Source organism: Prosthecobacter sp. (genome assembly GCF_044222345.1).
Taxonomy (GTDB): domain Bacteria; phylum Verrucomicrobiota; class Verrucomicrobiia; order Verrucomicrobiales; family Verrucomicrobiaceae; genus Prosthecobacter.
The window spans coordinates 115679-126795 of the sequence record NZ_JBGANL010000012.1 but is presented as its reverse complement, the minus strand read 5'-3'; the positions used below and the strand labels follow the sequence as shown (position 1 = coordinate 126795).

Annotated in this window: 12 protein-coding genes; 7 read left to right on the top strand and 5 right to left on the bottom strand. The window is 55.8% G+C overall.

Annotated elements, in window-relative coordinates:
• Window positions 1–292: 292 nt before the first annotated feature.
• Window positions 293–571, top strand: coding sequence for a glycine zipper domain-containing protein (locus ACILSL_RS09235; RefSeq protein ID WP_395731725.1), 279 nt, complete (start codon window positions 293–295; stop codon window positions 569–571).
• Window positions 572–591: 20 nt separating this feature from the next.
• On the opposite strand, the gene ACILSL_RS09230 is transcribed toward ACILSL_RS09235, so the two are convergent.
• From ACILSL_RS09230 to ACILSL_RS09220, 3 genes are all read right to left on the bottom strand, one after another.
• Window positions 592–1095: a hypothetical protein gene (locus tag ACILSL_RS09230; RefSeq protein WP_395731724.1), complete on the bottom strand. Its 504-nt coding sequence runs from the start codon at window positions 1093–1095 to the stop codon at window positions 592–594.
• A gap of 167 nt (window positions 1096–1262) precedes the next feature.
• Window positions 1263–1724 carry an SsrA-binding protein SmpB gene (smpB, locus tag ACILSL_RS09225; RefSeq protein ID WP_395731723.1) on the bottom strand — a complete coding sequence of 154 codons (462 nt, stop codon included), beginning with the start codon at window positions 1722–1724 and terminating at the stop codon, window positions 1263–1265.
• 65 nt (window positions 1725–1789) lie between these two features.
• Window positions 1790–1993, bottom strand: coding sequence for a DNA-directed RNA polymerase subunit omega (locus ACILSL_RS09220; RefSeq protein ID WP_395731722.1), 204 nt, complete (start codon window positions 1991–1993; stop codon window positions 1790–1792).
• A gap of 131 nt (window positions 1994–2124) precedes the next feature.
• Here ACILSL_RS09220 and gmd point away from each other — a divergent pair, with 131 nt between their 5' ends.
• A complete protein-coding gene (gmd, locus tag ACILSL_RS09215) occupies window positions 2125–3144 on the top strand; it encodes a GDP-mannose 4,6-dehydratase (RefSeq protein ID WP_395731721.1) in 1020 nt (339 codons plus the stop codon).
• Between the two features lie 174 nt (window positions 3145–3318).
• Here the strand turns inward: gmd and ACILSL_RS09210 are convergent, their stop codons facing one another.
• A complete protein-coding gene (locus tag ACILSL_RS09210; protein WP_395731720.1) occupies window positions 3319–3795 on the bottom strand; it encodes a deoxycytidylate deaminase in 477 nt (158 codons plus the stop codon).
• A 504-nt stretch (window positions 3796–4299) separates the two neighbouring features.
• Between ACILSL_RS09210 and ACILSL_RS09205 the strand changes: the two genes are divergently transcribed.
• The 4 genes from ACILSL_RS09205 (at window position 4300) to ACILSL_RS09190 (ending at window position 9207) form a co-directional block, all read left to right on the top strand.
• Window positions 4300–4533, top strand: coding sequence for a hypothetical protein (locus tag ACILSL_RS09205; RefSeq protein WP_395731719.1), 234 nt, complete (start codon window positions 4300–4302; stop codon window positions 4531–4533).
• A gap of 223 nt (window positions 4534–4756) precedes the next feature.
• Window positions 4757–5998: an outer membrane beta-barrel protein gene (locus tag ACILSL_RS09200; RefSeq protein ID WP_395731718.1), complete on the top strand. Its 1242-nt coding sequence runs from the start codon at window positions 4757–4759 to the stop codon at window positions 5996–5998.
• A gap of 94 nt (window positions 5999–6092) precedes the next feature.
• A complete protein-coding gene (locus tag ACILSL_RS09195) occupies window positions 6093–6815 on the top strand; it encodes a polysaccharide biosynthesis/export family protein (RefSeq protein ID WP_395731717.1) in 723 nt (240 codons plus the stop codon).
• A gap of 193 nt (window positions 6816–7008) precedes the next feature.
• A complete protein-coding gene (locus ACILSL_RS09190) occupies window positions 7009–9207 on the top strand; it encodes a polysaccharide biosynthesis tyrosine autokinase (protein ID WP_395731716.1) in 2199 nt (732 codons plus the stop codon).
• Window positions 9208–9300: 93 nt separating this feature from the next.
• On the opposite strand, the gene ACILSL_RS09185 is transcribed toward ACILSL_RS09190, so the two are convergent.
• Window positions 9301–10197, bottom strand: coding sequence for a LysR family transcriptional regulator (locus ACILSL_RS09185; RefSeq protein ID WP_395731715.1), 897 nt, complete (start codon window positions 10195–10197; stop codon window positions 9301–9303).
• Between the two features lie 80 nt (window positions 10198–10277).
• Here ACILSL_RS09185 and ACILSL_RS09180 point away from each other — a divergent pair, with 80 nt between their 5' ends.
• Window positions 10278–11108 carry a sugar phosphate isomerase/epimerase family protein gene (locus ACILSL_RS09180; protein ID WP_395731714.1) on the top strand — a complete coding sequence of 277 codons (831 nt, stop codon included), beginning with the start codon at window positions 10278–10280 and terminating at the stop codon, window positions 11106–11108.
• Window positions 11109–11117 lie beyond the last annotated feature (9 nt).

Genomic DNA, 11117 nt, shown 5'->3' with positions numbered 1-11117 from the left:
ACAACAAAATCGGACGGCTCACCCGCATGGCCTACGGCTACCGCGACGTGGACTTCCTCCAACTGCGCATCTACTCACTGCATGAGTCAAAAGACATACTCACTGGCACCTGAGCACCGCACCAACTTCCCGGATGAACCCGATATTTGTTGGCAGGAGGTAGAAGAGTGGGCTGTAGTGTAGATCAGGTGCTCAGTAGAATAGTATTAACATCCTCCATTTGGGCTCCTCGGCCAGTTTACCGGCTAAACACATTCACTCACCAAAGCAGCGTCACAAAAAACTCCACACCATGGCAACCGAATACAATCCCGATTTGATCCAAAAACTAGCTGATAAGCTGTATAGTCAGGCGAACACCGCTATCCTGCTTGGGTCCCTCGTTGGCCTCGTCGCTGGTGGTTTATTGGGCTTTTCTGCTTCTCAAGGGTCGGGAGTAGGGGCAATCATAGGAGTTTTGATCGGAGGCCTTGTCGGCTACCTGCTTGGTCAGTCGCGTGCATTCTCGCTCCGTGTTCAAGCACAAATCGCACTCTGCCAGCGACAGATCGAATTTAACACCCGGCACTAACTGCCGGTGCGGCCCGTGGCTCACGGTTTGCTCGTGAGCAGGATCGGGTAAGGCGGGTCATATTTGTTGCAGCGGAGACGCAGATTCTCGCCTTTTCTGACTCTTTTGAAGAAGATCGTCTGGGCGCGATTGTCATTTTTTATCAGATCGCCGCCGAGGTCGTTCTTGCTCAGTCGATCCCAGCCTTTCGATTTGAATCTCTTTTCCGTCCACCTCTCTTTCTCCCAGTCTCCAGACTGGTTGCCTTGGTAGTCCCAGTTGCAGGCGAGAAAAAGATAGCCATCCGCCTGGACCTCAATATCGGCGACCCCATTGGTGCTGGCGGTAGGCGTAAAAATGGTCGCCCCATGGTTCGTAAAAAAGGCTGGAATACGTGCCCAGCCATTTTTGTCGGCACTGGTCACGAGCGGCACGGGTTGCATGTTCAGGACCGAAATCGTGGCCGCAGATCCGACCATGGCCTGTAAGTTTTCGGCGTGGATGAGATTAGGGAGGAGGGCTAGGCAGGCGAGTAAAGTTTTCATGGTGATAGAGGGGATGCTCTATGAACGGTTGCGTCGGGGAATCTTTCCAATTGGGATTGAAATCTTTTCCAAAACGCAAAGGAGGGCGCGCCATTGAGCCCCGCAATGTGGAATGAAAACCGCGTGAATCTCCTTGAGGAGCCGGGAGGTCAGATAAGGGCGGTGTCCTACCGCCTGTTCTTCTGATTAAAATTCGCCACCGTCCGGGCCGCTTCGCGATTCTCCGCCTTCTCCTTCAAATCCTGCCTCTGGTCCCCGTGGGTCTTGCCTTTGCCCACGCCAATTTCAATCTTGATGTGGTGGCCTTTCCAGTAGGCGCGCAAAACCGGGAGAGCCAGGCCCTTCTGCTGCGTCTGCGCCAGCAGTTTCATGATCTCGTTCTTGTGCAGCAAAAGCCGGCGCGTGCGGCGGGGCTCGTGGGTGGTGTGGCTGGCCTTCTCGTAGGTCTGAATGTCACAGCCGTAGAGCCAGACCTGGCCGCGATCCACCCGGGCAAAGGCGTCTGAGATGTTGAGTTTCCCGAGGCGAATGGATTTCACCTCAGTCCCGCGGAGTTCGATCCCAGCCTCGTATTTTTCGAGGATGTGGTAGTCGCGCGGGGCTTTGCGGTTCGTGGCGATCTCGGACATGGGTCGCGCGGAGAACCGCAGATGTTTACAAAGAACTGGCGGTTCTGCCGGGGGGGCAGGGGGGCCTAGATCTTGGCGGCGGTGTCGATGGTGATCTTGCCCTGAATGATTTCAAGGAGGGCGAGGTCGGCTTCACGAAGGCCGGGGCGGCGCTCGACGAGAACGGCATGGCCCGCCGCGATCTGACGGACTCGCTTGGAGACCATGTTGATCAGGATGGGGTGGTCTTTGACGATTAGCGCGGCTTGTTCGACGAGGTCAGCTCTCATAAATTGAAATCGGGGCTGGGATTGGGGGCGCAGAGAATAAGGGGAGACTCGTGGGGTGCAACTGTTATGTTCCTGCTTTTCCCCTTGCGGAATGGGAGCCGGTATTGTCTCATCGGCGCTCGATTTGACTCATGAAGAAAGCTCTTATTACCGGCATCACAGGACAGGACGGCTCGTATCTCACGGAACTGCTGCTCGAAAAGGGCTATGAAGTGCACGGCATCATTCGCCGGGCTTCCAGTTTCAACACCGAGCGTCTTCAGCACCTGTTTGAGCCGGAATCCCACCTGCCTTCCAAGAATCTGCACCTGCATTACGGGGATCTGATGGACTCAGTGGCGCTCGTGAAACTGCTTTATGACCTGAAACCAGACGAGGTGTACAATCTGGGCGCCCAGAGCCACGTCCGGGTGTCGTTTGACGTGCCGGAGAGCACCGGAGACATCGTCGGCCTTGGAACTCAGCGCATTCTGGAGGCCATTCGCGAGACCGGCCTCGTGGGCAAGGTCCGTTTCTACCAGGCCTCCTCCTCGGAGATGTTTGGCAAGGTGCAGGAAGTTCCGCAGGTGGAGACGACGCCTTTCTGGCCCCGCTCCCCTTACGCCTGTGCCAAGGTTTACGGCCACTGGCTGACAGTGAACTACCGCGAGAGCTATGGCCTGCATGCCAGCAGCGGCATCCTTTTTAACCACGAGTCCCCACGCCGTGGCGAGACCTTTGTGACCCGCAAGATCACCCGTGCCGCCACCCGCATCAAAATGGGACTGCAGGACAAGCTCTTCCTGGGGAACATGGATGCGAAGCGCGACTGGGGCTACGCAAAGGACTACGTGGAAATGATGTGGATGATGCTCCAGCAGGATGAGCCGGATGACTACGTCATCGCCACCAATGAGACGCACAGCGTGCGTGAGTTTGTGCAGGAGACCTTTGCCCTGCTGGACCTCGACTGGGAGCAGTACGTGAAGTATGACGCCCGTTACGAGCGCCCGGCGGAGGTGGACCTGCTCATTGGCGACCCTGCCAAGGCCCGCAAGAAGCTGGGCTGGGAGCCGAAGGTGAAGTTCAAGGAGCTGGTCAAGATCATGGTGGAGGCTGATCTGCAGCTCGCGAAACATGAGCTGGCGGTGAGGAACGTGAAAGCTGCATGATTGGCGGGAGAATCACCGGGAAATAACGAGCGCCCTCACACGCTGGTGCGCACGATTGAGCGTGGAGGTGCGTTTGGACCTGTCGGCTGTGCCACGCAGGAGATTTTCGAGGCGATCCTCGCCTCACACAGGCTGGTTGCTCTTGACTCTCTCTGGTGCCGAGTCCGCAAGCTCCTACGCGGTTTTCTCCTTGGCTGCAGTTGACATGATCTGCGGGTAGTCGGAAAGCTGAATCAGCGGGATGCCGTAACGCCCGGCGATGGCATCTGCCTCGGACTCAGGGTAATCGTCGCGGAAGTAGACCTCTTTGACACCATAGGCGCAGAGCATCTGCATGCAGCTGGTGCAGGGCTTGGTGGTGCAGGCAACGAGCCTGACATTGCCACGCGTGAACAGGCTGCACAGGTTCACTTCGGCATGCAGCATGTATTTACGTCGTGCATCGCGATCGGCCCAAAAATCCGGGTCGGCGTCGTAACCCGGTGCTAGACCGTTGTAAGCCGTTCCGATCACCCGGTTGTCGAAGTCAATGGCCACCGCCCCAACCCGGAAGGGATCCTCCGAACGCAGGCTGGCGACGTGGGCAAGCGCCATGGCGTACTCTGGGATGGTCAACCGCGCTGCCGGGGCAGGAAAGGCTTCAATGGACATGGATGCACATGAACTTTGATAGCTGCGGCGTCAATCGACAGCGGTGAAGACATGCATTTTCAGCTGTTCAAAATTCATTTGAACATGTTAAAGTGAACAGCATATGGTATTGTGAAGCTTGTCCTAACAACTATAACCACACCATGAACTCTTTCAATTCGAAGCGGCTTCCGATCGGCAAATTGTTCGGCAAATTACGCAGTTTAATCGCCTTGGCTCCCCAGCCAAACTGTCCTCACAGGTCGTGGGACAGGGCTTCTTCGAGAGAAATCCAACTTGAGTTTGATTTTGAACTCAGGAAGCGCGCCTGTGAAACCAGGAATGCCATTTCAGCCGCCGCTTTCAAAAACTGAGGGGAAGCGGCTGATTGGCCTGTAGCAGTGAGCGCCAAATTATTGTAAATCAAGAAGGGGAATGTGGCAAAAACGAGAAAAATTTGGTATGGACAAAGCCAAGTAGAATTGCTTGTATCATCGTTTAAATCCCGATTCACTCTCTCTCGTCATGCTGATCAACAGCTCTCGCCCCATCCCCATCAATGCCCTGTTGATGGGGATTACCCTCACGACCGGCTGTTTGTTGCCGCTGAGTTCCAACGCTCAATTTGGTGTTTCTCCCTCGCAGACCAGCAATTTTTTCAATGACCTTCGGTCTCGGACCGGCCAGATGAAAAAGACGACCCAGTCATCCGCACGCAGTGGAGACGTGGTTTACGACTATGAGAAGGGGCTTACGTGAGCCAGGAAGATCAGGAGGGCTACCAAAGTCTTCAACAATTGCTGCGTTCTGACCGTCAGATTTCGGTGTCCTCGGTCCGCAGCGGCAGTTCCGCTCATTGCCCGTGCAGTGGGTGATTACACCACCTACTCCGGCCAGTATTCACAGTCACTGAGCTATTTTTGCTCCCACCTACACCTCAGACCCGTTCCTTACGGGCAAGCGCAATCTGAAGGTTGGTCCTGTGAACATTGGTTTTGGCCTTTATCAGGGGTTTGAGTACAACAGCAACATTCAGCGCACTGCCGTACCGGTGTCAGACATCATCAGCAGCACGCTGTTAAATGTCAGCGCCAATTACCGGGTTTCACAAAATAATGTGCTCAGTTTTACCGGCGGTCTCGGCGTGGATCATTATTTCAACCATCCAGAACTGGCTGCTTATGGCAATGGCGATTACCTGATCAACGTTCTGCCAGGAACGACGCTTGCCTTTGATATCAAGGCCGGCCCTGTGAATTTCACCATTTATGACCGTATGTCCATGCGTCCTGCGCTAAACAATGCGTTCGTCGGCGCTGGAAATAACTCGAGCTTTGGTGTGTTCCAGAACGACTTTGGTGTGGCCGCCAACTGGCAGATCAATTCGGCCTGGGCTCTTGCAGTCAACTACACGAACACCATCTCCGAAGCGTTGGGCAGCAACAACAAGCAGTTCAGCCGTACCATGAACACGGTGCATGCCTCTCTGACATACAGTCCGACGGCGACTTGGATTTTGGGCACGGAAGGCGGCATTTCATTCCTGAACTATGTGAATCCTACTTTGAACGACGGCGTTCTCTTCAACTGGGGCGCGTTCGTCAGTGTGCCGCTCGGCAAATCAACGATCGTCAAGCTTTCGGGCGGTCTGCAGTCGTTCAATTTCGAATCCCCAACCGTTTTCGCGCCGCTTGGGCCAGGAGACAGTTCCGATCTGAACAGCTACTATTACAACTTCAGCATTACCAACCAGCTCAACGCCCGCTTCAGTCACACCCTCTCCATTGGGCATGAATCCTCGATCAACCTGGCATCAAACTTCATCACCGCTGACTTCGTCAACTACGGTGTCTCGATGGTTGCCTGGAAGGGCGGTCGCTTCTCAATTTCCGGCTACTATGAAAATGCCAAGCCGTCATTTATCAACACTGCTTTCGCAGGCACTGGGTACAGGCTGAGTCAGTTCGGTATGGATCTTTACTACACTCACCAGCTTACCTCCAAGCTGCGGGCTGGAACCGGCTATCACTTTGGGCGTGCCGACTACACCGGAGTGGCTGGAAGAGATGCGGACCAGAATGGGTTCTCCTTTGACCTTAACTACAACCTGACTGCCAAGGCTGGGGTTAACTTGGGCTATCGCTATTTCGTTACCAATTATAAGCAATCCAATGCTGATTCCACGCAGACACGTGTGATTTTGGGCTTCAATTACAATTTCTAACGAAACGGATCGTAATTGGTCTATGACTTTTGATCTCAGCCCGGTCGTGATCGGCATCGGTGCATGAGGGAGTCAAAATTCATTCACTATCATCATGAAAAAGTTATCACTGTCGCTGCTTCTGCTTGCCATGGCTCTCCCAGCTCTGAAGGCACAAGACCCTGGATTCCGGATCCCTGAATCGTCATCTAGATCAACGCGGCAGGCGGCCAGTGCCACAACTGGCTCTGTCAATGCAGGGGCGGCAGTGTTGTCCTCCATGGATGTGTTGGATAACAATCAAACCATTGCGGCGGGCGATACGATCAGCATACGGATCCTTGAGGACCGTCGTGATGCATTGCAGCAAGTGGTGGCTGTGACTGGAGAAGTGCAGGCTCCGTATGTGGGCTTGGTCAGTGCCAAAGGCAAAACCTGCCGGGATCTGGCCTTTACGATCAAAAGGGAACTCGAGAAAAATTTCTTCCAGCACGCCACCGTGGTCATCGCGATCGACAAGATCAATGTCGAGGATGCCATGAGAATGCGGGAGGTGGATCTCGAATTCTACGTCATGTTCGGCATCGTGGCCAGGCAGGGAAAATACGACCTGCCGACCAATGAAGACATTTCCATCAGCCAGGCCATCCTGCGTGCGGGGGGCTTTGCTCAGTTTGCCAACAAGGAAAAAGTGAAAATCATCCGCAAAACCCCCCAGGGAAACAAAACCATTTTGGTCAATGTGGACGGGATCATGCGCCAAGGCGATCTCGAGCGTGACATTTTCATCCGTAAGGATGACGTCATCATCGTCGAGGAAAAGACCGTTAATTTCTAAAATGCCTAGAGTTTCTCACAGGTGTTTCGAAGTTAAATAATTGGGATTTTTGATTTAAAATCGAACAGGTGCGCGGCCAAATAAATCCAATGGCTTAAGTTGTGTTTTTGAGCGATTCTGCCTGCCCAAAAAATGACGGGAGACAGCAGCGGCCCTTGGCAGCCCGACAGAACAAATTTGGATTTTTGAAATCATGGAACAAAACCTCACCCTCCCAGGCCCGGCGCAATCCAGCACGCTGAGTCGCATTCACGAGGCATCCGCCAAATTTCAGCGTTACAAGATCCTGCTGCGCCGCCGCTGGTGGTTCCTGCTCCTGACGGCCAGCATTGGTGTCTGCGTTCAGGCCTTGCGTATCACCGGGCGCCCCCAGGAGTTTCGTTCCTTGGCAAAACTTGTGGCCGGCGGTCAGTTGACGTTCAACGACAACGTGACTTGGCGTGAACAGCAGGCAGACTTCTATGGCACGATCATCGAAACGGTTGAGAGCGCCGAAATGAAAAGGCGCGCCCTGGATCGCGTCAGAGCATTGAACCCCGATGTGAAGGACTCGGACGTGGAAATCCGGGTGGCACAGACCAAGGGCTCCGCCATTTTCAATATCCTCGCGACAGGCTCTGAGCCCAAATACACAAAGATCTTCTTGGATGCCCTTCTGGACGAGTTCATCGCGTTTCGTCAGAGCATCCGCGAGCAGGCTCAGGGCAAGGTGCTCCAGCAGTTCCTCACGGAAGTTGTGAACAAGCAGAAACTCATGGAGGACAGTCTTGAGCGTCTCACCAAGTTCAAGGCCGCCAACAACATCCTTACGATCACCAATGGCAACAACCTTGCCGCACAGTTCCTCGGAAACTTGGAGGCGCAGAGGGAAAGTCAGCGCACGACACTCGAAGATTTGCGGCTGGCGATCGCCAACGTCAATGCTGCCATGGAGCAACGTGAGCGCATGCTGAGCGGTGCCGGAGCAGCGCCAGGAACTCCAGGGGCCAAGGTTGGGGAAAGCACACAGCCAACGGGTTCAGTCAAGGCTGCTGAAACGTCGCCCGGACGCAATGGCATGACCATGGCGGAGCAGGATTACCTGCGCACCAAATCGAAAATCACAGAATTGAAGACCAAGCTGGATTCTCTTCTGGTCCAGTTCAAGCAGCAGCACCCGATGGTGCAGGATGTGACGGAAGAGCTGGCGGCGCAGAAGGCTCTGCTCGCTTCTTATGCCGAGCAGATTCAGCAGGAGATGGTCACTCAAATGGCGGACATTCAGCGTCGAGTGCAGGTCCTTGACGCTCAGATTCTTGAGAAGCAGAAGGAAGCTCTCGATCTCGGTGGCAAAATCGCAGAGCATGACAAGCTGGAGAAAGCCGCCGAGTCGGCCAAGATGACTTACGACAAGCTGTTTGAAAAAGTGGAGAGCATTCAGAGCGTCTTTAATTCCCAGGCGGATTTTGTGGCCATCCAGGAGCGTGCCATCCCGGCCTATGAAAATGTGGAGGATTGGGTGATGCCCATCGTTGTCGGCCTGATTGGCGGCATGGGCGTCGGCATCGTGATCCTGCTGTTGTTTGATCGCCTCGATGACCGCATGAATTCCTACAGTGAGTTCCAGACCTTGTTCCCCGGGGAAGCCGTTCTTGGTCAGGTGCCGGAACAGAGAAATCGAGGTGATGTGGCCCTGCTGCGTCCGAATGACGACCGCCATCTCTATGCCGAGGCGTTCCGCAATATCCGTTCATCCATTCTCTTCAAAAACTGGCAGGGCAAGCCGCCGAAGACCATTCTCATCACCAGCGCCGTTCCCAACGAAGGCAAAACCACCGTCACCTCCAATCTGGCCGTCACCATGGCCTTGGCTGGAGCACGCGTGCTCCTCGCGGACTGCGACTTGCGCCGTGGTGGTGTGAGCGAGCTTTTCAAGCTTCCCTCCACTCCGGGTTTGAGCGAAGCCCTGCGTGGGAAGCTGCACTGGCGTGATGCCGTTCAGGAAACCAGCACGCGCAACCTGGACCTTCTGGCCCGTGGGGATGTGTTTGATCAGACATCGGAAATGCTGCTTTCCAAAACAGCCGAAGAGATGCTGCGTGAGATGGGTGAGGAATACGACTACGTCATCTTCGACAGTGCTCCTGTCCTGGTCGCGGATGACACGGCCAGCTTCGCGCCGAAGCTTGACTCCGTCCTCTTCGTGGTGCGCATGTCCTCCACCATGGCTCGTCTCTCCGGCAAGGCCCTGGATCTGCTCTATGAACGCCAGGTGAACATCGGCGGTGTCATTCTCAACCGCTCCAGCTCGAACCTGAAAGAGTACACCTACTACAACTACGCCAGCTACTACTACGCGCCCACCAAGACCAATCCTCAGCAGGCTGCTGAACCTGCAGCCGCGAAGTCCTGATTCAAATGGCGGCTCCAGCTCGGGCTTGCGCTGCATGATTCTCTAAGCCGCTGATAGGGCAGGGCTCACTGCCTCAGCGAACAGGCATGGTTGTCATGCATCATGGGTGCAGCTTCCCTGTGAAAGCAGGTCGGTGGCCAGTTCCAGCAGTGCCGCTGCTGCAGGAGAAAGAGCACTGCCTTTCTGCCAGACTGCAGCTATCTGACGTTGCATTTTGGGTTCGCGGATGGCCACAGTGCGGATGGAGGCGGGAAGGCTCCCTGCGGCGAGGCGGGGGACGATCGCCAGCCCCAGCCCGGCAGCCACGAGCGCACGCACGGTGCCCAGCTCTCCGCTTTCGCAGACAATGTGCGGTTCAAAACCGGCTTTGCGGCAGCACTCCAACGCGGTGTCTCGCGCACGGCCATTGTAAAAGATAAATGATTCGGCGGACAGCTGCTGCAGGAGCACGGATTTCTGTCCGGCAAGCGCGTGCGATTTGCCAATGAGGAGCACAAAGGGCTCCGTAATGAGGAGCTGAGTCTTGAAGGCGGATTTGCTGGCGGGGAGTTGGAGAAAACCGATGTCGGCCAGGCCGGATTCCACGCAGTCGGCCACGCGTTCAGAACTGTCCTCGATCAATTGCAAGGTCACCTGGTGATGCTGCTCATTAAAGCGGTGAATCACCTCTGTCAGCAGGCACGCGTTCACACTGGGAATCGCGGCGATGCTCAGCTTGCCGCCGCGCAGGTGGGCCACATCGGAGACAATGGCCCTGGCCGCTTCGGCCTGTATTAGGAGTGCTTCGGCACGCGGCAGAAAGGCTTTGCCAGCCGCAGTGAGCTGTACTTCCTTTCGGCCACGGTGAAACAGGGGCGTGCCCAGCTCCGCTTCGAGGTTCTTCATCTGCTGGCTCAGCGCTGGCTGCGCCATGTTCAATCGGCCGGCCGCCCGCGTGAAACTGCGCTGACGGGCGATTTCGATGAAGTAGCCGAGTTGGTAGAGTTCCATGATCCGTCATTGATATTTCTGATCCAGGGTATCGTAAAATCATCTTTTTCTTATGAGCGGGCGCTGCCATGATCTTTCGCATGCGCCGACTTTGCGTCCACACCATCACCACCAAGCCGCTCAGCCTTGAAGAATGCCTCGTGCAGTTCCCTCAGCACGGCGTCAGCGGCATCACCATCTGGCGGCAGGCACTGGAAGGCCGTGATCTGGGGGCGGTGGCACGGCAGACGCGGGACGCGGGCCTGGAAGTCGTGAGCCTCTGCCGTGGCGGTTTTTTTCCAGCAGCGACTGCAGCCGGGAGACAGGCCGCCATCGATGACAATCTGAAGGCCATCGAGCAGGCTCACGCCATTGGCGCTCCGCTCATCGTCCTGGTCTGCGGTGCGGTGCCCGGGCAGTCGCTGGTGGAGTCGCGCAAGCAGATCGCCGATGGCATCGCAGCGGTGCTTCCGGCGGCTGAGCAGGCGGGCGTGAAACTGGCCATCGAACCCCTGCACCCCATGTATGCGGACGATCGCAGCGCGGTGAACACCATGCGGCAGGCACATGAGATTTGTGATGCGCTTGGCTCACCAAAGTCGGTCGGCATCGCGTTGGATGTGTACCATGTTTGGTGGGATCCGGAGCTGAAGTCGCAGATTGACCTCGCAGGCCAAACCGGCCGCCTGCAGGCATTTCACATCTGTGATTGGAGGACGCCGACCGTGGACCTCCTGAATGACCGTGGCCTCATGGGCGAAGGCTGCATCAATATCAAAGAAATCAGCGACTGGGTCGATGCCACCGGCTTCACAGGTTATCGCGAAGTGGAGATCTTTTCGAACCGCCTTTGGGCCATGGATCAGCAGGCGCTGCTGGAAAAAATCCGCCAGAGCTATGCGGCGCTTTATCCGGACGATGCGGGCCAATAACAATCTTTA

Bases quoted from the DNA above. Each gene is read 5' to 3' on its own strand.
- ACILSL_RS09235 (WP_395731725.1), top strand. From the start codon at position 293: ATGGCAACCGAATACAATCCCGATTTGATCCAAAAACTAGCTGATAAG.
- ACILSL_RS09230 (WP_395731724.1), bottom strand. From the start codon at position 1,095: ATGAAAACTTTACTCGCCTGCCTAGCCCTCCTCCCTAATCTCATCCAC.
- smpB (WP_395731723.1), bottom strand. From the start codon at position 1,724: ATGTCCGAGATCGCCACGAACCGCAAAGCCCCGCGCGACTACCACATC.
- ACILSL_RS09220 (WP_395731722.1), bottom strand. From the start codon at position 1,993: ATGAGAGCTGACCTCGTCGAACAAGCCGCGCTAATCGTCAAAGACCAC.
- gmd (WP_395731721.1), top strand. From the start codon at position 2,125: ATGAAGAAAGCTCTTATTACCGGCATCACAGGACAGGACGGCTCGTAT.
- ACILSL_RS09210 (WP_395731720.1), bottom strand. From the start codon at position 3,795: ATGTCCATTGAAGCCTTTCCTGCCCCGGCAGCGCGGTTGACCATCCCA.
- ACILSL_RS09205 (WP_395731719.1), top strand. From the start codon at position 4,300: ATGCTGATCAACAGCTCTCGCCCCATCCCCATCAATGCCCTGTTGATG.
- ACILSL_RS09195 (WP_395731717.1), top strand. From the start codon at position 6,093: ATGAAAAAGTTATCACTGTCGCTGCTTCTGCTTGCCATGGCTCTCCCA.
- ACILSL_RS09190 (WP_395731716.1), top strand. From the start codon at position 7,009: ATGGAACAAAACCTCACCCTCCCAGGCCCGGCGCAATCCAGCACGCTG.
- ACILSL_RS09185 (WP_395731715.1), bottom strand. From the start codon at position 10,197: ATGGAACTCTACCAACTCGGCTACTTCATCGAAATCGCCCGTCAGCGC.
- ACILSL_RS09180 (WP_395731714.1), top strand. From the start codon at position 10,278: ATGCGCCGACTTTGCGTCCACACCATCACCACCAAGCCGCTCAGCCTT.